Origin of the sequence: Nocardioides luteus, assembly GCF_000960475.2 — a bacterium.
GTDB lineage: Bacteria > Actinomycetota > Actinomycetes > Propionibacteriales > Nocardioidaceae > Nocardioides > Nocardioides luteus_A.
The window spans coordinates 13,449-31,927 of record NZ_JZDQ02000009.1 but is presented as its reverse complement, the minus strand read 5'-3'; the positions used below and the strand labels follow the sequence as shown (position 1 = coordinate 31,927).

The following is an 18,479-nucleotide window of genomic DNA, read 5'->3' as shown; positions in this document are numbered from 1 at the left end:
CCGTGTGACGTGAGGATCCCGAGAGTTGAGGCTGTCTGCGGCTAGTCGTCGAGGAGCAGGCGGAGCTGGGCGACGGCCTCGGGCAGATGCGCCGCCGCATCGCCCTCGTAGCCCGACCGCGCCCAGGCGAGTGCGCTGGACCGCATCAGCAGTCCGGCGACCATCCCGATGGTGTCGTCGTCGACGGGGGAGGGTCGTGCCTTGCGACGCTCGGAGAGCAGCTCCTCGAACTCGCCGACGATGCGCTGGTGCCAGGCGACGTGCCGCTGCATGAGGCGGGGTTCCGAGGTCAGCAGCCGCATGGCTCGCTCGACCTGCTCGATGTTGGGAGCGGCGTCCTTGAGGAAGCCGGCCACCAGTGCCTCCAGGTCGCTCATCAGCCGCCCCGACGGCCCGCCGGAGACGAACTGTGCGCGCACCTCGGCATCCAGCTCGATCTCCTGGATCCCGAGAACCGCGTCGTCCTTGGAGTCGAAGTAGTTGAAGAACGTACGCGTCGACAGCCCCGCCGCAGAGCTGATCTCCTCCACGGTGACGTCATCGAGCCCACGCTCGCCGACCAGTCGCTGAGCAGCCTCGATCAGCGCCAGCCGACGCTCCCGCTTCTGACGCTCGCGGGCGTTCGGAGGCGGGGCAGAGGTGGGCACGCCACTATTCTTGCACTGAGTGCAAGTTGCAGTCAATGCAAGAAAAGTGTGTTGGCGGTTACACCGCGCCGATCAGGCTCCGGCGGCCGCCTGGTGGAGCGCACGGATCTCCTCGACCAGCTCGGGCACGGGGCCGACGACCTCGACGGCCGGTGCGACCTCCTGGATCGGCAGGGCCCGCACGGGCGACTCGGAGGCGCCCCAGCCCGCTCGCCACCGCGTCAGCTGCTCGGAGGAGGCGATGTAGACGATCCGTCCGACGCCGGACCAGCCGTGGGCGGCCGAGCACATCGGACAGTGCTCGCCGGAGGTGTAGACCGTCGCGCCCGCCCGGGTCGCGGGGTCGAGCTCGATGCCCGCCCAGCGGGCGAGCTCGATCTCGGGATGTGCCGTCGGGTCGCCGGTCGAGTGCTCGCGGTTACGCCCCTCCCGGAGCGCGGTGCCGGCGCTGTCGGCCAGGACGGAGCCGAACGGCCCGTCGCCGTCCGTCAGCGCCTCCGCGGCCAACTCCAGGCAGCGTCGCAGGTGAGCCATGTCGGTCGGGGTGAGTTCGGTGGTCACCGCCCCAGTCTGCGGCCCGGCGCTGCGTACGTCCCCTCATTTCGGCGAGGGTCAGCCCGCCTCGATCACCGCGCAGGCGATCCGGTCACCGGCGTCGCCGGTCTTGGTGGTGTCCTCGTCCGGGCCCTCGGGGGCATACCGCTCCGGGACGTTGGCGTAGTTGTCCCGGCCTTCGTGGATCATCACCGCGCTGCCGTCGGCGTCCCGGAGGTCGGTGAGCGTGAACGGGCCGGAGAACTCCAGGCTGGCGGTGCCGTCCTCGTTCACGAGGAGCGCCGGCAGGTCGCCGAGGTGCTCGCCGTGGGCGCTGTCGTCGGGGTTGAGGTGACCACCCGCGGAGAGGAAGTCACCGGTCTTCGACGGGTCGTCCGGAGCCGCGCTGTCGGCCTCACACTTGCCGGTCGTGTGTACGTGGAAGCCGTGGTAGCCGGGCGAGAGGCCACTGACCCGGACGCTGATCTGGGTGGCCCCGTCGTCCTCCTCGATCTCGACCGTCCCGACCTTCTTCCCGTCGGGGCCGGCGAGCTTCGCGCTCACCTCGTCGCGATCACCCGGGTCAGGGTCGGCGCCTTCCCCGCAGGCGGCGAGAGTCAGCAGGCAACCGGCTGCGAGCACGGCAGCCGTCGTACGACGGGACATGGGATACCTCCACGAGAACGGATCCGGTCGCCTCCACCGTACGTCGAAGGATCAGCAGCCGTCGCGGAGCAGGCCGGGCTGGCGGCCGACGGAGACCTCGATGAACTCGATCTTCGCGTCGCGGGTGTTGCCGGAGAGGAGGAAGCCGATCCAGCGGTCGCCGTCCTGGACGACCCAGGTCGTCTGGCCGTAGTCATTGGTCTTCTCCGAGCCCGTCCCGTAGACGTCCTTGAGCACCATCAGGGTGTCGCCGATCGTGACGCCCTGGGCGGTCTCGAGGACGGGCTTGCTCATCCCGAACGAGCCGATGGTGCCCTGCTGGTCGTAGGTGACGTCGATGCCGTCACCGAGCTGGTCGGCCCACTTCCAGTGCGTGCCCTCGCACGCGTCCTCGCGCGCGGTGTCGCGGGTCATCCAGCCCTGATCGACCAGGCTGCGTACGTTGCCCTCCGCCTTGATCTTCCCGAACGCCCCGGGCGCCAGCGGGCCGCCCCAGTCGAGCTGCGGCGTCGGCTCGGCCGACGGCGTCGCGGAGACCGGGACCTCCGACGGAGCCGGGGTGGGCGTCGCGGAGGGCTCGGAAGACGGCGCAGAGGACGGCACCGAGGAAGGTAGGGGCGTGGGCGATCCGGCGGCCGGCGCGGGATCGCTCCCGCACCCGGCCAGGCCGAGCAGCCCGACCACGGCGGTCGCCGCGAGCACGGCGCGGAGGTGAAGGCGGGATGTGGTCATGGGTGGCTCCTCGTCGGTCGTACGCCCCGAGCGGGCGTTCTGCCGATCCAGACGCTTCACGGCCGGTCCCGGTTGCATCCCGCGCGCCCCTGGCGGGGGATAGTCCAGGGAGCTTCCGTCGGTTACCGCCCAGTAGAGCGACGGAAACTCCCTGGACTATCTCGCCACACCCGACGCGCCACCTAAGCCGACGCGACCTCCGGAACCGGCCGGGCGGCCCGGCCGCTCCGCAGGAAGAGCAGCGCGACGGCGGAGATCGCGACGACGACAGCAGCGCCGACATACAGGTTCACCGGGGTCCAGGAGGCGTCGAGCAGGCGCCCGGCGAGCATCGGCGACAGGATCGCCCCGATCCGGCCGATGCCGATCGCCCAGCCCATGCCGGTGCTGCGGATCTCGGTGCCGTAGACGGCCGGGGTGATCGTGTAGAGGCCGGCGATGCAACCGTTGATGAGCGCGCCGACGCCCACGCCGATGATCAGCGCGACCGTGAGCAGCGCCGTGCTGGTGATGAAGACGACCATCGTCAGCGCCGAGAGCACCGTGAAGCCGATCAGGACCAGGCGGCTGTCCAGCCGGGAGGCGACGAGGCCGTAGAGCACCGAGCCGGCGGTGCCGCCCAGCGCCAGCATCATGCCGGCGGTGACCGCGTCCGCCTCGGCCATCCCGGAGGTCACCAGCAGCTGCGGGGTCCAGCTGTTGACGAAGTAGAAGCCGAACATCGTCGCCAGGAACGCCACCCAGATGAGCAGGGTCGAGCGGCGCAGGTCCGCACCGAGCAGCACGCCGGGGTTGCCGTTCCGGCGCCGGGTCGAAGACACGAGCGCCGAGCCGAGCGAGTCGGCGGTGACGGTGGCCTGACCGAGCCGCCTGAGGATCCGGTTGATCCGCTCGACGGCCTGCCGCGGCCGGCGCTGGAGCAGGAAGTCGACCGACTCGGGCAGGAGCACGACCAGGAGCACCAGCGCGATCGCGGTCGCGACGCCGCCGGCGACGAAGACGCTGCGCCAGCCGAGGTCGGCGAGCATGCCGCGCGCGGCGACACCGCCGAGGGTGGCGCCGATGCCGTAGCCGGCCGTGTAGAGGCCGATCGCCAGACCGCGCCAGCGCGCCGAGGCGTACTCGCTCGCGATGACGTTGGTGCTGGCCAGAATGCCGCCGACCCCGAGCCCGGTGATGACGCGGGCGAGGCCGAGCAGGAGGGCGGACGGGGCGGCTGCGGAGAGCAGCATCCCGGCGGTCGCCAGGCCGACGCTGATCAGGATCAGCGGCCGGCGGCCGATGACGTCGGCAACCGGGGCCAGCGCCAGCGAGCCGACCGCCATGCCGACCAGGCCGGCGCTGAGCAGTACGCCGAGCTCCGAGCCGCTCAGCGCGAACTCCTCGGTCAGCGAGGAGGCGGTGAAGGCCATCGCCATCACGTCGAATCCGTCCAGACAGTTCAGCAGGACGCAGAGCGCGACGACCATCCACTGGTAGGGAGTCATCGCGGAGGCGTCGATGCGCGCACGGAGGTTCATCTCGGGTCTCTTTCGGGGTGGGGGTTCACGGAAGATGCAGGGTCACGGCCGCCGGCTCGGCGGCATCCGCGTCGGCGGAGTCGCCGCGGGCGGCGCGGGCGACGCAGAGGCACAAGGACGCGTACGTCTCCTTCTGCTGCTGGCTCAGGAAGACGTCGCGGTGGTCGATCCGGCCGCTGACGTCGAGCACCTTGACCTGGCAGATCCCGCACTCGCCCTTGCGGCAGTCCCACATCACGTCGACGCCGGCGTCCTCGAGCGCATCGAGCATCGAGCTGTCCTTGCCGACGCGGACCGAACGGTCGAGCTGGGGGAGGTGCACGACGAAGTCCTCGGCCGCCCAGGCGCCGCTGCTGCCGAACGTCTCGAACCGCAGGTTCGGCTCCGGCAGCTCGTGGGAGACCCAGGCGCGACGGATCGCGTCCATCAGCCGGATCGGCCCGCACATGTACATCTCGGTCCGCGCCGCGGCCGGCGACCCGGCGATCTCGCCGACGAGCTCGGCGACATCCAGACGTACGTCCTCGTCGTCGACGAACACCCGCACGCGATCGCCGTGCACCTCGACGAGCTCGCCCAGGTACGCCATGACCGCACGCCGCCGCCCGGCCAGGACGAGCGTGTAGTCGGCGCCGCGGCGGCGCAGCGCGTCGGCCATCGCGACCAGCGCGGTGACGCCGATGCCGCCGGCGACCAGTACGTAGCGGTCGGCGCCGACCCCGAGCGGGAAGCTCTGGACCGGGCCGGTCATCTCGACGACGTCGCCGGGCGCGAGACCGTGCATGTGCCGGGACCCGCCGCGTGAGGAGGGAGCCAGCTGGACGCCGAGCGTGAGCCGGCGGCCGCCGTCCTCGGAGCGGACGACCGAGTAGGACCGCTTCCGGACGTGCCCGGCGAGGTCGAGCCGGAGGTCGACGTGGGTGCCGGGTGCGGCGTGGACGGGTCGGTCGGGAGCGAGCACGACCCGGCGTACGCCTTCGGCGAGGTCGGAGGTCTCGACCACGCGGCCCTGCTGCCACCAGGTCTGGGTGTTCACTGCCATGGCGGCCGCCTCACTTCGCGGCCGCGGCGGCGGGGAGACCCTCCGCCTGCAGCATGCGGTCCAGGATCCGGCGCACCCACATGCCGCCGGCGTCGATGTTGAGGCTGTAGAACTCGTGGTCCGGGTTGGCGTCGATCGCGCGCTGCTGGGCGGCCAGCATGTCCTCGTCCTCGCCGAAGACGCCGTGGACGCCCTGGCGCAGCTGGGTGGTGATCGTCTGGCTCTCCAGCCGGTAGTTGCGCATGAAGGCCCAGAAGTAGTGCGACGTCCGTGCCGTCTCGGGGGTGATCGTGTTCATCACGAAGCCGTTCACGCCCTGGCTGCGGTCGCCCTCGGGGGCGCCGGTCCCGGCCTTGGCGACGCCGACGTCGATGCAGATGGTCGAGGGCGCCTCGAAGTGGATGATCTGCCAGCGGTCGACCTTCCCGGAGAAGCCGGGGAACTTGTCGCGCATGTTCTTCAGCCAGAACGGGGGCGCGTCGATGTCGCGCATCCAGCGGGTCACGGTCACGTGGCGGTCGTCGTGGCTCACCTCGAACTCGGCCTCGGAGAGCTCGTCCTGCCCGATGCTCGAGCTGTGCACGAACTCCTCGTGGGTGAGGTCCATCAGGTTGTCGAGCACCAGCTGGTAGTTGCACGGCGCGTAGATCGTCTCGCCGTCGCCGGCCCAGTCCGGTGAGTCCATCTGGTGCATGTCGGGCACGGCGGCGGGGTCGGCGAGATCGGGGTCGCCCACCCAGACCCACACGTAGCGGTAGCGCTCCACGACCGGGTAGGACGGGACGATCGCGCTCGGGTTGATCGTCTCCTGCGCGGGCATGCTCGTGCAGCGGCCGGCGGAGTTGTAGCGCAGCCCGTGGTAGGGGCACTGGATCTCGTCGCCGAGCACCGTGCCCTTCGAGAGCGGCGCCAGCCGGTGCCAGCAGGCGTCGGCGAGCGCGACCGCGCGGCCGTCGCTGTTGCGCCACAGCGCCAGCGGGACGCCGGCGATGGTGCGGGCGAGCGGCTGCTTGGCGGTCACCTCGTGGTCCCAGGCCGCGACGTACCAGGCGTTGCGGGGGAAGTTGAAGATCTTGCTGGCCGCGGTGATCGGCGGGGAATCCAGGATGGTCATGGGGAACTCCCTATGGGGATAGGTGTTGTACTCGTCACAAACTACCTATCTCTATAGTGAGTGACAAGAGGCAGGTACGCTCGCGGCACGGTCACCGCGTGGAGAGGGGGTCACGATGTCGCTGAGGTATGCGCTGCTCGCCCTGCTCACCTCGAGCCCGATGACCGGCTACGACGTCTCCAAGCAGTTCAGCCAGTCGGTGGCCCACGTGTGGCACGCGCCCGACTCCCAGATCTATCCGGAGCTCAACCGGATGGAGCGCGACGGCCTGCTCGAGTCGACGGTCGTGCCGTGGGGCAAGAAGGGCACCAAGAAGGAGTACGCCGTCACCGACGCCGGGGTGCAGGCCTTCCGGGAGTGGATGGACGCGCCCATCGAGATCCGCCGTCAGCGGGAGCCGGCCTACCTGAAGGCGGCCTACCTGGAGTGGGCCGAGCCGGGCGCCGCGCGCGCCGAGCTGGAGCAGTTCCGCGACTACTGGACCGAGCACCTGGCGATGCTCGAGGCCACCCGTGCCACGCTCGTCGACCGCAGCCACCCCACCCTGGCCCGCCGCCTGGACCACTACGACGCGAGCCAGTGGGACCGGATCGTGCGCTACAAGGTCTTCGCCTACGACGGCCTGATCGACCAGGCGCGCGCCGCGATCGCCTGGGCCGAGCGCGGCCTCGTGCTCGTCGACGAGCTGGAGGGCTCCGCCGTCGAGTGACTCACGCCGGCAGGCGCACGTGGAACCGGCAGCCGGTCGCGGCCGGAAGGTTCTCCACCCAGACCCTGCCGCGGTGGGCGTCGACGAGGCCCTTGACGATGGCCAGGCCGAAGCCCGCGCCCTGGGCGCTGCTGCCGTCGGTGACCTCGGGCACGGCCGGGGTGCGCGCGGTGCTGCCCTGCCAGCCGAGGTCGAAGACCCGCTCCATGTCGCCGGGATCCAGGCCGCCGCAGCCGTCGCTGACGCTGAGGTCGACGCTGCGTACGTCTCCGGGGGCGAGCTGGCAGCGCACCTCGACCGTGCCGTCGGCGGGGGTGTGGCGGATCGCGTTCATCAGCAGGTTGGAGACGACGCGGGACAGGCTGGCCGGGTCGGCGGTGATCTCGAGGCCGTCCTCGACCTGGCCGCCGAGGCGGACCCGTCGTTCCCGGGCCACCGGGTCGGCCCCGGCCAGGGCCTCGCTGACCAGGTCGCCGAGCAGGACCGGCTCGGGCGTCAGGGTGAGCGCGCCGGCCTGGATCCGGGAGAGCTCGAAGAGGTCGTCGACGAGCCGGGCCAGCCGCTCGACCTCGACGCGGATGCGCTGGTGGTAGCGGTGCGGGTCGGCGGCGATCCCGTCCTCGAGGGCCTCGGCCATCGCCCGCAGGCCGGCCAGCGGCGTACGCAGGTCGTGGGCGACCCAGGAGATCAGCTCGCGCCGCGACTCCTCGAGCCGCGCCTCCCGCGCGCTCGCCTCCTCGAGCCGTCGCTGCGTCTCGGCGAGCTCGGCCGACAGCGACCGGAGCTCCCGCGGGCCGCTCTCGGAGGGCTTCTGGTGCCCGCCGAGCGCCATCTGCCGGGCCTGCAGCTGGACGGCTCCCGACCAGCGGACCATCGCGGAGCCGATGACGAACGCGACCAGGATCGCCACGACCACGGCGATCGAGGTGACCACGGTGATGACCAGCAGGTCGTGGCCGGAGAGGAACATGAGCCACGCGATCCCGAGTACGCCTCCGAACACCGTCAGCACGGCGACGGCGGCGACCAGGGTGAGCTGCCAGCGGATCGACCAGCGCCGCGTCAGCCAGGCGACCAGCAGCCCGACCAGGCCGACGGCGAGACCGGCACCCGCGGCGACGAGAGCGATCAGGGCGGCATCGGCGAACTTCATGCGCCCACCTCCGCGGGCTCCCAGCGGTAGCCGACGCCCCAGACCGTGACCAGCCGCTCCGGCCGGGTCGGGTCGGACTCGATCTTCTCCCGCAGCCGGCGTACGTGGACCGTGACCGTCGAGCGGTCGCCGATCGTCCAGCCCCAGACGTGCTCGAGCAGGTCCTCGCGGGTGAAGGCCTTGCCGGGATGGGCGATCAGGTAGCGGAGCAGGTCGAACTCGCGGGTGGTCAGCGCCAGCTCGGCTCCGGCGTTCGTCGCCACCCGCCGGTCGGCGTCGACCACGAGGGAGCCGTCCGAGACCACGCCGCCCTCACCGGAGTGGCCGGTGCGCTTGAGCACCGAGTCGACGCGCAGCACCAGCTCCCGGGGACTGAACGGCTTGCCGACGTAGTCGTCGGCACCGAGCTCGAGCCCCATGATCCGGTCGGCCTCGCTGCCGAGCGCGGTGAGCATGATGATCGGCACCTCGCTCGCCAGCCGCAGCCGACGGCACACCTCCAGCCCGTCGATCCCCGGCAGCATCAGGTCCAGGACCACGATGTCGGCGGGCCGCTCGCTCATCGCCCGCAGCGCCTGCTCGCCGTCGCCCGCCTCGACGACGTCGTGCGAGCCCGCGCGCAGGTAGGACGCCAGCACCTCACGCACGGTGAGGTCGTCGTCGACCACGAGCACACGTGCCATCAGCTCTGTTCCTCCTCGACGGTCCGCTGTCGCGAGCGTAGTTCGCCGAGCGCGACCGCGACACCGGCACACACGCACAGAACGGCGAACCCCAGCAGCCCCTGCGTGTAGTCGCGGTCCAGCAGCGTCGGGTTGTCCGGCTTCGCGCCGAACCGGCCGAGCACCGGGATCGCGACCAGGACGATCGGCCCGAGCAGCACCAGCACCGTCACCGCACCCCGCGCGACCGCCCGCGGCAGCAGCCGGCCACCGAGCCAGCCCAGCGCCAGCACTGCGGGCGCCAGGATCCCGTCGTGGATCACGACCGCCGCCGCCAGCCAGAGCGCCACCTCGACGATCTGACCGAGATCCTGCCGGCTCAGCAGCAGCCAGGCGCCGTACGCCATCCCGACCGCGCCGAGCGCGATCAGCCCACCGCGCATCCCTCTCATCAGAGCACCTCGATCCGGGAGACCCACTTGGTCTGCATGACCCCGGGACGGTCGGGGGCGATGAGCCGGACCGGGTAGCCGTGGTCCATCGAGAGGGTCTCGCCGTCGAGCTCGAGGGCCATCAGGGTCCGGTCGTCGTCGGCGAAGTTCGCCGGCAGCACGGTGTCGGCGGAGGCGCTGAAGGTCTGGATCGACCGGATTCGCACGTCCCGTCCGGTCGGGGCGTCGATGAGGTCGAGCAGGTCGCGGAGGCGTACGCCGCGCCACTCGCCCGTCGCGCTCCAGCCCTCCACGCAGGCGATCGGCAGGGTCGAGGTCCGTTGCTCCATCGCGACGAGGTCCTCGCGGGACAGGGCCCGGGAGGTCGCGCCGTGGACCAGCTCCAGGCGGTAGGCGGAGCTGCTCGCCGCGGCCACGACCCGCGCCGAGTGGGCCGTCCGGTTGATGGGGATGCCGTGCTTGCGTGACCGTGAGGAGAGCGCCGCGATACGGCCGACGCCGGGGACGGTGCCGGCGGTGTAGAGGAAGGCCGCGGCCAGAGCCGAGGTGCCGGCCAGGACCAGCACCCCGCGGCGGCTCACCGGGCCCGCGGCGCGGGCGTTGGGACGGTCGTGGGCGGTGTCATCGACGTCGCCGGTCAGGGCGTCGCGGATGACCGGCAGCTTCACCGCGATGTGGACCAGCAGCGCCCCGACGGCGACGAAGGCGAGCGCGTAGTGGGTGGTCCGGAAGCTGAAGCCCCAGGGATACCACTGCGCGACGTTGAGCAGTCCGGTCGTGAGCTGGACCAGCGAGGTGCTGACCAGGATCGCGATGGAGCCACGCTCTAGCGCCGTCGGCAGCGCCTCGCGGACCTGTCGCGGCACCGGCTGGAAGAGCTTGGGGAAGACGACCCACAGCTTGACCAGCAGGAGCGGGATCGCGGCGGTCCCGGCGACGACGTGCAGGCCCTGGGTGACCTGGTAGAGCCACGACGGGCTGGTCGGCAGCGGCACCGGCTGGCTGTCGCCCTGGGCGTAGTGGCTGATCAGCCCGGTCGCGAGCGCGACCCCGAAGCAGATCCCGAGCCACAGCCCGACCCGGGCGGCGACCGCGGCGCTGCGCAGGCGGGAGGTGAAGGAGTCCTCCGACGGGATCCTCATGACGGGTCCTCCATGAGTACGGCCACCCACCGCTCGCCGGTGGGCGTCAGCGGTGTCCGGGACAGCGGTCCGAAGGCCGTCCGGCGGGAGTGGGGCAGGGGTGAGAGCCGATGGACGGCGAACCCGACCTCGGCAGCGATCGGTCCGATCGAGTCGGCGCCGACGATCGCCCACGGGAGCTGCGAGACGCCGCCGCAGTCGCAGACCAGCTCGGCGAGCAGCGGGCCGCCCGGCGTCCCCGGCGGGTGCACCTCGGCGACCACGCGGCCGCCCGGCACCAGCAGCCGGCGTACGCGGGCGAGGAGGGCGAGCGGGTCGCCGCCGATCCCGAGGTTGCCGTCGGCGAGGAGAGCGGTCGCCCACCAGCCTTCGCCGGGCAGGGGGTCGAAGACGTCGCGACACACGGCGCGACCGCCGCGGGCCTCGGTCTCGGCGACGGCCTCCGGGACGATGTCGACGCCGAGCGAGGGCAGGCCGCGGGCGGCGAGCGCGGCGGTCATCCTGCCGGGGCCACAGCCGAGGTCGATCGTCGGCCCGGCGCAGTGCGAGAGCAGGGCGAGGTCCGCGGCATCGGCGGTGCGGGTCCAGTCCTCGACCGGCAGCCGCGACGCCCTGCCGTCGACGCTCACCACCCGGCACTTCTCGCTGGCGAAGGCGTGCGCGAACGCCGACTCCGCCGCCACGGCCGTCATCGGGTCACCCGCGCGATCTCGGCCGCCGCGGCGGCGAAGCGGGTGTGCGGGGCCGCCACGGCGACAGGGGCGACGTCGGTGACGTGGTCGACGTCGCGGAGCCGGTCACCTTCGGCGACGCGAAGGCCCCGTCGTTGGAGCGCTGACCGGGTGGCGGCGTACGTCTCGGGGGTGGACATGGGCACGTCGATCAGTGCGCCGGCGGCCGCGGGGTCGCGGAGCGCCAGGGCCCACCAGCCGCCGTCCTCGGCGGGGGCGAGGACGGCATCGGCCGCGATCAGGCTGCGGGCCACGGCCAGCAGGCCGGCCGGGGTCACCTGCGGGGTGTCCATCCCGATCTGCACGACCGGTCCGGTGACGTCGGCGTGGGCGTTCGCGAGCCGCTCGCCGAACCCGTTCCCGCGCTGCGGGGTGATCGTCCAGCCGATGACGGCCGCGCGGATCTCCTCCGCGCGGACCGCCGCGGAGACGTCGCCGGAGAGGGCCAGCCGGCAGCGGTCCGGTCCGACCGCGAGCGTGCACGCCTCGATCGTGTCGAGCAGTGCGGCCGCCGCGATCTCCGTGGCCGCCGCCTCGCCGACATCGGCCGCCAGCCGGGTCTTCACCAGGCCCCGGACCGGTGCCTTGGCGACGAGGAGGAGCGTCGGCGTCATGCGAGCACCCGCCAGAAGTCGTACGCCGCCCGCAGGCTGCCGCGCACGGAGCCGGAGACCTTCGAGCGGGTCCCGGCGGTGCGCAGGTGGTAGTCGACGTCGATCTCGTGCACCCGCCAGCCGGCGCGGGCCGCGCGGTCGAGGAGCTCGACCGGATAGCCGGAGCGCCGGTCCTCGACGCCGAGCTCGAGCAGCGCCTCCCGCCGGGCCGCGCGCAGCGGGGCGATGTCGCGCACCCGCAGCCCGGTACGTCGCCGCAGCGCGCGCAGCACGAGCCGGTTGCCGACCCTGGCATGCCAGGGCTGGGCACCGGGCGTCACCGGCCGGCGGCAGCCCAGCGCCAGGTCGGCCTCGTCGCGCCTGATGGCGTCGACCAGTGGCAGTGCGGCCTCGGGATCGAAGGAGCCGTCGCCGTCCATCACCACGACGTAGGGAGCGGTGGCGGCCAGCAGGCCGGCGTGCACCGCCGCCCCATACCCCGGCCGCGACTCCGACACCACCCGCGCCCCCAGCGCGCGGGCGATGTCGGCGGTGCCGTCGGTCGAGCCGTTGTCGACGACGATCACCGAGAGGCTGGAAGGTACGCGCGGCAGCAGCTCGCGCAGGGCGGCGGCCTCGTCGCGGCAGGGCAGCACGAGGTCGGTCTCCGGATCTGGTCCGGGACCTGTTTCGGGGCGGGTTTCGGCCATGGGATCGACTCTAGGAACGCCTCGCCCTCGATGGGGCCGGCAGATCTTACGGTCCGATGACGGGGGCCGTGGCGCGACGTCGGCCGGGTCGTCGCCGACCTACGCTCGCAGTCGTGAACTCCTCAGCTCACCGCGCCGCCATGGTGGGGCTCGTCGTCACGGTCGCCCTCGTCGGGACGGCTGTCGTCGTGCCGCCGCTCCTCGACTGGCAGGTCTGGCCCCGGGTGCACATCGAGGACGGGACCTTCCCGCCGCTCCACGGGTTTCCGCAGGTCAAGCTGGGGATCGGCACGATCCCTGCGGTCCTCCTGGCTGCCGCCTCGGTGCGCTGGGCCGACCCGGTCGCGATGCGGCTGCCGTGGCGGCGCCTGCTCCTCGTGGCGTACGCCGTCGGGCTGGTGTGGCTGCCGTCGCTGGCCCTCGTCGACGGCGCCGAGGGCATCTCCGGCGTGCTCGGCAGCCCGTCCGAGTACCTCGGCACCGCCCGGTCGGTGGACGACGTGGGCGGCCTGCTGCGGGAGTACGTCGCCCGGATCCCCTACGACGCGCCCGACGGCAACTGGCCCGTCCACATCGCCGGGCACCCGCCCGGGATGGTGCTCTTCTTCGTGCTCCTGGTGAAGCTGGGCCTCGGCGGCGACCTGGCCGCCGGGCTGGTCGTCACCGTGATCGCCGCGACCCTGCCGCTCGCGGTCATGACGACGCTCCGCGTGCTCGGCAGCGAGCACCGGGCGCGCGCGGCGGCCCCCTATCTCGTCCTCACCCCGTCCGCCGTGTTCCTCGCCGTCTCCGCCGACGCGGTGATGGCCGTGACCGCCGCCTGGGGGATGTGCTGCCTGGCCCTCGGCTGCCGCGTCGGCCCGCGCCGCGGCTGGCCGTGGGCGGTCGTGGCCGGGCTGCTCCTCGGCTATCTGGTGATGATGTCGTACGGCCTCCCGCTGGTCGGCGTGCTGGCGCTCGCGGTGCTGTGGCTGGGCAGCGGCCGGCGGTGGGGCTGGGGCCGGGGGTGGTGGGTCCAGGGGTGGTGGGTACTGCCGGTGGCCGCCGTCTCGGCGCTCGGGGTGGTGCTCGTCTTCGCCGCGGGCGGCTTCGTCTGGTGGGAGGCCTACCCGGTGCTGGTCGACCGCTACTGGGACGGTCTCGCCAGCCAGCGTCCCGGTTCCTACTGGACCTGGGGGAACCTGGCCGCGCTCGCGATCAGCGCCGGCCCGCTCGTCGGCGCCGGGATCGGTGCGACCTGGGCCGCCCGGCGCCGGCTCGACGACCGGGCGGTGGTGGTCCTGGTCGCCGCGGCGCTGATCATGGTCGTGCTGGCCGATGCCTCCCAGATGAGCCGGGCCGAGGTCGAGCGGATCTGGCTGCCGTTCATCCCCTGGCTGACCCTCGGCTGCGCCCTCCTGCCCGAGCGGTGGCGCCGCCCGGGTCTTGCGCTCCAGCTCGCCACCGTGCTGCTCGTCGAGCATCTGTTACACACGAGCTGGTGACTCACCCCGCGGCGGGACGCAACGGGGCGGTCGCGAACGCCGGGAGACCGACGTCGGGCAGCACCTCGGCGCGGAAGCCGAGCTCCTTCTCCGCGAGCTGTGGGGAGGCGACGACATGGCGTACGTCGCCGATCCGGTAGCGCCCGGTGACCACCGGGGCGACCTCGTGCCCGGCACCTCGCGCGACCAGTTCCGCGACCTCGCGGATCGTGACCGGGTGCCCGGAGGCGACGTTGTAGGCCGCCAGGGTCCCGGGTGACCGCTCGGCGGTCGCCTCGAGCCCCGCGAGGTTGGCCCGGGCGACGTCGTCGACGTGGACGAAGTCGCGCTGCTGGCCGCCGTCCTCGAACACCTGCGGCGCCTCGCCCCGCTCCAGCGAGGACCGGAAGATCGCGGCCACCCCCGAGTAGGGGGTGTCGGCGGGCATGTGCGGCCCGTAGACGTTGTGGTAGCGCAGCGCGATCGCGGTCGCGTCGGCCTGACGGGCCCACGCGGAGGCGTAGTGCTCCTGGGCGACCTTGCTGGCTGCGTACGAGCTGCGCGGGTCGAGGCGGGCCGACTCGGCCACCGGCCCCCACGTCAGCGCGCCGCCGCAGAGGTCGCAGTGGTTCTCGAAGTCGCCGGCGTCGAGCGCGGCTCGCGAGCGCGGGGGTGGCACCCGGTCGCCGTGGGTCTCGCAGACGTAGCGGCCCTCGCCGTAGACGACCATCGACGAGGCCAGCACCAGCCTCGAGACCCCGTGCGCGCTCATCGCGGCCAGGAGCGCCGCGGTGCCGAGGTCGTTGTGGGCGGCGTATAGCGGGAGATCGGCCACCGTCACTCCCGCCCCGACGACGGCGGCCTGGTGGCAGACCGCGTCGACGCCGTCCAGCAGGTCACCCCACGCGTCGGCGTCGCGTACGTCGAGCAGGTGGGTGTCCGGTGGCGCGGGGGCGGAGGAGCCGTGGGCCATGGGCAGCAGCGCGTCGACGCGGACGACCTCGTGGCCGGCCTCCTCCAGCGTCCGCCCGATGGCGGTGCCGATGAAGCCGGCGGAGCCGGTGAGCAGGACCCTCATGGGATCTCGTAGGCGAGCTGCTTGCCCTCGGCCCAGGTCGAGCAGGAGCACCCGGCCGGGTCGGGCAGGCCGCCGATCGTGTCGGCCAGGATCGTGCGCATCCGCTCCAGGTTGGCGGCGAAGAGCGCGTAGACGTCGTCCTCGTCGACCCCCTCGCCCTCGGCGGCACCCGCGTCCATGTCGGTGACCAGGCACAACGGCGCGTAGCACATCCGCAGCTCGCGGGCGAGTGCCGCCTCCGGGGCACCCGTCATCCCGACGAGCGTCCAGCCCTGGGCGGCATGGTGGATCGACTCGGCCCGTGTCGAGAACCGCGGACCCTCGATGACGATGAGGGTGCCACCGACCTTCACGGACGGGTCGGCGGCCACGTACGCCTTGGCGATCCGCGCGCAGTAGGGATCGGCGAGAGGTACGTGGGTGGCGCCCGTCTCGACATAGCTGGGGATCCGTCGCCAGGTGCGGTCGACCAGCTGGTCGGGGGTGACCAGGTCACCGGGGGCGACGGCGTCGGGCCGGAGGCCGCCGACGGCGCTGGGGGAGAGCACCTGGGTCACGCCCAGCGACCGCAGCGCCCACAGGTTGGCGCGGTAGGGGATGGCGTGCGGCGGGTACTCGTGCGAGCGGCCGTGGCGGGGCACGAACGCCACCGCCCGGCCGGCGACCGTGCCCACCGTGATCGGCGCCGACGGAGCGCCGTAGGGAGTCTCGACGACCACCTCCTCGGCATCGCTCACGAACTCGTAGAGCCCCGTCCCGCCGATCACCCCGACCTCGGCGCGAGGTGTCTGTCCCATCTCCGACCCAGTCATGGCTTCACTGTGCCAGCGCCGAGGCGCCCGGCGACAGGACTCGTCACATCCGTCATCGATCGGTAATACCTCGCGGCGGAGCCCGTCGATGTCGGTGGTCGCAGGCACAATGCGATCCCGTGGGGAGACGTACGTCGCTGGGCGTCCTGGTCGTGCTGCTGGCGATCGCCGGGTGGGCGGTGTCGCTGTGGCTGCCGGACGAGGCGCCGGCGACCCGGAGCACGCCGCCTCCGGCGGTCACCGACGTCCCGTCTCCGGTGGGCGGGCCGGTCGACGTGGCGAAGGTGCGCGGTGACCTCGCGGGGCTGGCGACGGTCGCGAGGCGGCCGGAGGGGCTGGTTGCGTACGAGCGCTCGGTGTTCGGCGAGAGCTGGGCCGACGCCGACGGCAACGGGTGCAACCAGCGTGACGACGTGCTGCGGCGTGACGCCGTCGAGGTGCGGACCGGGCAGCAGGGCCGGTGCGACCACGACGTGCTCGCCGGGACGTGGGTCGACCCCTACACCGGCCGGCCCCTGACCTTCACCGACCTGAAGGAGCCGAGGCAGGCGCAGGCGATCCAGATCGACCACATCGTCCCGCTCTCCGAGGCCTGGCGCTCCGGGGCGAGCAGGTGGCCCGAGGACCGGCGCCGCGCGTTCGCCAACGACCTGGACAACCTGCTCGCCGTCGACGGCCCCACGAACATGAGCAAGGGCGACGACGACCCGGCGGGCTGGCGTCCGCGGAAGGGGTTCCAGTGTGCGTACGCCGCCCGCTGGGTCGAGACCAAGAAGCGCTGGTCGCTCGCTGCCGATGACAGCGAGCGGCGTGCGCTGGGCGAGATGCTCGGCTACTGCTGAGGGGTCACATCCGGGCTCTCAGCACGTCGACCTCACAGCCCGGCGCGAAGGGGTCGAAGCCGTGCTCGCTCAGCCAGCGAACGGCCAGCAGGCTACGCAGCGACCACCACGCATGGATCACCTCGAGGTCGACGCCGGTGCCGTAACCGGCGAGGACGTCGTCGAGGTGCTCCTCGTGTCCGAGCGTGAAGGTGGCGAGGTCGTACAGAGCATCCCCCTGGCCCGCCTCCGACCAGTCGATGATGCCGGTGACCTCGTCGCCGTCGACGAAGACGTGCGCGATCTGCAGGTCGCCGTGGGTGAACGCCGGGGTCCACGGCCGGAGCGCGGCCTCGGCGACCTGGCGGTTGCGCGCGACCAGGTCGGCGGGCAGGATGCCGGTCGCCACGAGCGCGTCGCACTCGTCGTCGAGCTCGGCCGCCAGGGCACCGCTGCTCCGGCCCGCCCGGCCGCGCCGGGGCGGCAGCGGCGCGTCGTGCAGCTTCCGGATGGCCGCGCCCGCCGCGGCCCACGCCGCCGGTGACCCGGTCGCCGGTCCGCCGAGACGCCCGAGCGTCGTTCCCGGGAGCGCGGCGATAGCGAGCACGGGCGGCTTGCACCACAGGATCTGCGGTGTCGGGACCGGCGCCAGGGAGATCGCCTCGACCTCGGCGTCGATGCGCGCCTGATCGGCATCCACCTTCAGGAACACGTCACCCACGCGCAGCGTCGCGCGCTCGGAATGGGCGACGACGACCTCGACCTCATCCATGAGCGACCAGTCTCAGACCGCCCGGCGGTAGTTGGCCATCGCGCGGTCGTAGGCCTCCCAGGCCCGCCAGGACTCCAGAGCCCGCTCGCCCTGGGGCTTGAGGCCGTCGACCTTGTGATAGGACTCGCCGCTGGCGTACTGCGACTCCCGGCCCGTCACCAGCGAGAGCAGCATCGGCAGCACGCTCTCGTCGGTCACCGTGATCGTGGCGACCCGGAAGGTCTGCCGCACCCACTCGGCACGCTGGTCCGAGCCCAGGACGAGCACGACCGGCAGCTGTGGGGCGCGCGCGATCGAGTCCAGGATCGGGCCGAGCCCATCGGGAACCCATCGCTCGTCGGCCGGCGGCGTGGGTGCCTTGGGGATGCTCATGGTCGTGTACGCCGGGAGCGGGCCGGTCAGCGGGCCGGCCACCCTCTCGACGGACGGCGGGGCCGGGTCCGGCGCGACATCCGGGGTCACCTTGTCCTCGACCTTGTCCCCGGCCCGCCGGCGCGGCCGGACGGCGGGGATCTTGGCGGTGAAGCTGAAGCTCCCGGTGCGGGTGGGGTCGACGTGGCGGCCGGGGGTCGGCTCGGGCGCCCTGCCGATGACCGGCGGTGCCGGCGCGATGGCCGTGGTGACCAGCTCGGCGGCGTGCGTCCCGTGTGGCCGGATCGAGCCGTCGGCGGCGAACTCGAACAGCGCGACCCGGACCCGATCGGCCCACTCGACCGCGTCCGGGGTGTAGCCGGCCCGGCTGAACAGCGCGACCGTACGGGCGTCGTAGGCGTAGCCCGCGCCGCGTACGGCACAGACGCTGCGGGCCTCGGTCAGCGCGCGGGTGAGCACGACCTGCGCGACGATGACGTTGTCGGGCCGGCCGCCGATGATGTCGACGTCGGCGGCCGCGGTGCTGCCCGAGGGGGCGGCATCGGGCCAGCCGAGGGAATGCAGATGCTCCGCGGCGCGTTTCTCGGCTTCTTCGCCCGTTCGGGGCTGCCTCGGGGATGCCAACCTAGGGTCCTTCCTCGATCCTCCCTCGGGCCTCCCTGCCCGATCGAGTTGGGGAGGATGATAGGCCCGCTGCGTACGCCCTGTCCCGCGGGGTGGCGAATCGGGTCGCGATGTTCGCTCCTGGCGGATC

At 72.7% G+C, this 18,479-nt stretch carries 21 protein-coding genes; 3 read left to right on the top strand and 18 right to left on the bottom strand.

Annotated features, from left to right (window positions below):
- Positions 1-41 precede the first annotated feature (41 nt).
- The 7 genes from UG56_RS07825 to UG56_RS07795 all read right to left on the bottom strand — a co-directional run bounded on the left by UG56_RS07825 (position 42) and on the right by UG56_RS07795 (position 6,255).
- On the bottom strand, positions 42-647 hold the full coding sequence (locus UG56_RS07825; protein WP_045550290.1) for a TetR/AcrR family transcriptional regulator: 606 nt from the start codon (positions 645-647) through the stop codon (positions 42-44).
- Positions 648-719: 72 nt separating this feature from the next.
- Positions 720-1,208 carry a nucleoside deaminase gene (locus UG56_RS07820; protein WP_218145162.1) on the bottom strand — a complete coding sequence of 163 codons (489 nt, stop codon included), beginning with the start codon at positions 1,206-1,208 and terminating at the stop codon, positions 720-722.
- Between the two features lie 51 nt (positions 1,209-1,259).
- Positions 1,260-1,847: a superoxide dismutase family protein gene (locus tag UG56_RS07815; protein ID WP_045550291.1), complete on the bottom strand. Its 588-nt coding sequence runs from the start codon at positions 1,845-1,847 to the stop codon at positions 1,260-1,262.
- Positions 1,848-1,898: 51 nt separating this feature from the next.
- The gene (locus UG56_RS07810) at positions 1,899-2,579 is read right to left on the bottom strand and encodes a hypothetical protein (RefSeq protein ID WP_052693906.1); all 681 of its coding nucleotides are present in this window, start codon (positions 2,577-2,579) and stop codon (positions 1,899-1,901) included.
- A gap of 182 nt (positions 2,580-2,761) precedes the next feature.
- The gene (locus tag UG56_RS07805) at positions 2,762-4,099 is read right to left on the bottom strand and encodes an MFS transporter (protein WP_045550292.1); all 1,338 of its coding nucleotides are present in this window, start codon (positions 4,097-4,099) and stop codon (positions 2,762-2,764) included.
- 25 nt (positions 4,100-4,124) lie between these two features.
- Positions 4,125-5,141 (bottom strand): PDR/VanB family oxidoreductase, encoded by a 1,017-nt coding sequence (locus UG56_RS07800; protein WP_045550293.1) that lies wholly within the window; start codon positions 5,139-5,141, stop codon positions 4,125-4,127.
- Positions 5,142-5,151: 10 nt separating this feature from the next.
- Entirely contained in the window at positions 5,152-6,255 is a 1,104-nt protein-coding gene (locus UG56_RS07795) for an aromatic ring-hydroxylating dioxygenase subunit alpha (protein ID WP_045550294.1), read from the bottom strand.
- 115 nt (positions 6,256-6,370) lie between these two features.
- Here UG56_RS07795 and UG56_RS07790 point away from each other — a divergent pair, with 115 nt between their 5' ends.
- Positions 6,371-6,964: a PadR family transcriptional regulator gene (locus tag UG56_RS07790; RefSeq protein WP_045550295.1), complete on the top strand. Its 594-nt coding sequence runs from the start codon at positions 6,371-6,373 to the stop codon at positions 6,962-6,964.
- 1 nt (position 6,965) lies between these two features.
- Here the strand turns inward: UG56_RS07790 and UG56_RS07785 are convergent, their stop codons facing one another.
- The 7 genes from UG56_RS07785 to UG56_RS07755 are packed head-to-tail and all read right to left on the bottom strand — an operon-like array spanning position 6,966 to position 12,407.
- Positions 6,966-8,117: a sensor histidine kinase gene (locus UG56_RS07785; RefSeq protein WP_045550296.1), complete on the bottom strand. Its 1,152-nt coding sequence runs from the start codon at positions 8,115-8,117 to the stop codon at positions 6,966-6,968.
- Positions 8,114-8,800, bottom strand: coding sequence for a response regulator transcription factor (locus UG56_RS07780; protein WP_045550297.1), 687 nt, complete (start codon positions 8,798-8,800; stop codon positions 8,114-8,116). Before UG56_RS07780 ends, UG56_RS07785 begins: the two co-directional genes overlap by 4 nt.
- Complete coding sequence (locus tag UG56_RS07775; protein WP_143054953.1) at positions 8,800-9,231, bottom strand: hypothetical protein; 432 nt, start codon at positions 9,229-9,231, stop codon at positions 8,800-8,802. Before UG56_RS07775 ends, UG56_RS07780 begins: the two co-directional genes overlap by 1 nt.
- Positions 9,231-10,373, bottom strand: a complete 1,143-nt coding sequence (locus tag UG56_RS07770; RefSeq protein ID WP_045550298.1) for a molybdopterin-dependent oxidoreductase — start codon at positions 10,371-10,373, stop codon at positions 9,231-9,233. The genes UG56_RS07775 and UG56_RS07770 overlap by 1 nt, the downstream gene beginning before the upstream one ends.
- Positions 10,370-11,065 carry a class I SAM-dependent methyltransferase gene (locus UG56_RS07765; protein ID WP_071326952.1) on the bottom strand — a complete coding sequence of 232 codons (696 nt, stop codon included), beginning with the start codon at positions 11,063-11,065 and terminating at the stop codon, positions 10,370-10,372. Before UG56_RS07765 ends, UG56_RS07770 begins: the two co-directional genes overlap by 4 nt.
- Complete coding sequence (locus UG56_RS07760) at positions 11,062-11,718, bottom strand: TIGR04282 family arsenosugar biosynthesis glycosyltransferase (RefSeq protein WP_071326951.1); 657 nt, start codon at positions 11,716-11,718, stop codon at positions 11,062-11,064. The genes UG56_RS07765 and UG56_RS07760 overlap by 4 nt, the downstream gene beginning before the upstream one ends.
- On the bottom strand, positions 11,715-12,407 hold the full coding sequence (locus UG56_RS07755; RefSeq protein ID WP_071326950.1) for a glycosyltransferase family 2 protein: 693 nt from the start codon (positions 12,405-12,407) through the stop codon (positions 11,715-11,717). The genes UG56_RS07760 and UG56_RS07755 overlap by 4 nt, the downstream gene beginning before the upstream one ends.
- Before the next feature lie 113 nt (positions 12,408-12,520).
- On the opposite strand from UG56_RS07755, the gene UG56_RS07750 reads away from it, so the two are divergent.
- Positions 12,521-13,891 (top strand): hypothetical protein, encoded by a 1,371-nt coding sequence (locus UG56_RS07750; protein WP_052694225.1) that lies wholly within the window; start codon positions 12,521-12,523, stop codon positions 13,889-13,891.
- A 1-nt stretch (position 13,892) separates the two neighbouring features.
- Here the strand turns inward: UG56_RS07750 and UG56_RS07745 are convergent, their stop codons facing one another.
- Together UG56_RS07745 and UG56_RS07740 are read right to left on the bottom strand one after the other, a co-directional pair.
- The gene (locus UG56_RS07745) at positions 13,893-14,948 is read right to left on the bottom strand and encodes an NAD-dependent epimerase/dehydratase family protein (RefSeq protein ID WP_045551824.1); all 1,056 of its coding nucleotides are present in this window, start codon (positions 14,946-14,948) and stop codon (positions 13,893-13,895) included.
- Positions 14,945-15,760 (bottom strand): S-methyl-5'-thioadenosine phosphorylase, encoded by an 816-nt coding sequence (locus UG56_RS07740; protein WP_045551823.1) that lies wholly within the window; start codon positions 15,758-15,760, stop codon positions 14,945-14,947. Before UG56_RS07740 ends, UG56_RS07745 begins: the two co-directional genes overlap by 4 nt.
- Before the next feature lie 119 nt (positions 15,761-15,879).
- Between UG56_RS07740 and UG56_RS07735 the strand changes: the two genes are divergently transcribed.
- A complete protein-coding gene (locus UG56_RS07735) occupies positions 15,880-16,602 on the top strand; it encodes an HNH endonuclease family protein (protein WP_052694222.1) in 723 nt (240 codons plus the stop codon).
- Between the two features lie 4 nt (positions 16,603-16,606).
- On the opposite strand, the gene UG56_RS07730 is transcribed toward UG56_RS07735, so the two are convergent.
- Both UG56_RS07730 and UG56_RS07725 read right to left on the bottom strand, forming a co-directional pair.
- Positions 16,607-17,353 (bottom strand): phosphotransferase family protein, encoded by a 747-nt coding sequence (locus tag UG56_RS07730; RefSeq protein ID WP_071326949.1) that lies wholly within the window; start codon positions 17,351-17,353, stop codon positions 16,607-16,609.
- Positions 17,354-17,365: 12 nt separating this feature from the next.
- Entirely contained in the window at positions 17,366-18,349 is a 984-nt protein-coding gene (locus UG56_RS07725) for a hypothetical protein (RefSeq protein WP_045549295.1), read from the bottom strand.
- Positions 18,350-18,479 lie beyond the last annotated feature (130 nt).

What these genes read in the sequence shown, in the direction of transcription:
- UG56_RS07815 (WP_045550291.1), bottom strand. Translation starts at nt 1,847, where the DNA reads ATGTCCCGTCGTACGACGGCTGCCGTGCTCGCAGCCGGTTGCCTGCTG.
- UG56_RS07810 (WP_052693906.1), bottom strand. Translation starts at nt 2,579, where the DNA reads ATGACCACATCCCGCCTTCACCTCCGCGCCGTGCTCGCGGCGACCGCC.
- UG56_RS07805 (WP_045550292.1), bottom strand. Translation starts at nt 4,099, where the DNA reads ATGAACCTCCGTGCGCGCATCGACGCCTCCGCGATGACTCCCTACCAG.
- UG56_RS07800 (WP_045550293.1), bottom strand. Translation starts at nt 5,141, where the DNA reads ATGGCAGTGAACACCCAGACCTGGTGGCAGCAGGGCCGCGTGGTCGAG.
- UG56_RS07795 (WP_045550294.1), bottom strand. Translation starts at nt 6,255, where the DNA reads ATGACCATCCTGGATTCCCCGCCGATCACCGCGGCCAGCAAGATCTTC.
- UG56_RS07790 (WP_045550295.1), top strand. Translation starts at nt 6,371, where the DNA reads ATGTCGCTGAGGTATGCGCTGCTCGCCCTGCTCACCTCGAGCCCGATG.
- UG56_RS07785 (WP_045550296.1), bottom strand. Translation starts at nt 8,117, where the DNA reads ATGAAGTTCGCCGATGCCGCCCTGATCGCTCTCGTCGCCGCGGGTGCC.
- UG56_RS07780 (WP_045550297.1), bottom strand. Translation starts at nt 8,800, where the DNA reads ATGGCACGTGTGCTCGTGGTCGACGACGACCTCACCGTGCGTGAGGTG.
- UG56_RS07775 (WP_143054953.1), bottom strand. Translation starts at nt 9,231, where the DNA reads ATGAGAGGGATGCGCGGTGGGCTGATCGCGCTCGGCGCGGTCGGGATG.
- UG56_RS07770 (WP_045550298.1), bottom strand. Translation starts at nt 10,373, where the DNA reads ATGAGGATCCCGTCGGAGGACTCCTTCACCTCCCGCCTGCGCAGCGCC.
- UG56_RS07765 (WP_071326952.1), bottom strand. Translation starts at nt 11,065, where the DNA reads ATGACGGCCGTGGCGGCGGAGTCGGCGTTCGCGCACGCCTTCGCCAGC.
- UG56_RS07760 (WP_071326951.1), bottom strand. Translation starts at nt 11,718, where the DNA reads ATGACGCCGACGCTCCTCCTCGTCGCCAAGGCACCGGTCCGGGGCCTG.
- UG56_RS07755 (WP_071326950.1), bottom strand. Translation starts at nt 12,407, where the DNA reads ATGGCCGAAACCCGCCCCGAAACAGGTCCCGGACCAGATCCGGAGACC.
- UG56_RS07745 (WP_045551824.1), bottom strand. Translation starts at nt 14,948, where the DNA reads ATGAGGGTCCTGCTCACCGGCTCCGCCGGCTTCATCGGCACCGCCATC.
- UG56_RS07740 (WP_045551823.1), bottom strand. Translation starts at nt 15,760, where the DNA reads ATGACTGGGTCGGAGATGGGACAGACACCTCGCGCCGAGGTCGGGGTG.
- UG56_RS07730 (WP_071326949.1), bottom strand. Translation starts at nt 17,353, where the DNA reads ATGGATGAGGTCGAGGTCGTCGTCGCCCATTCCGAGCGCGCGACGCTG.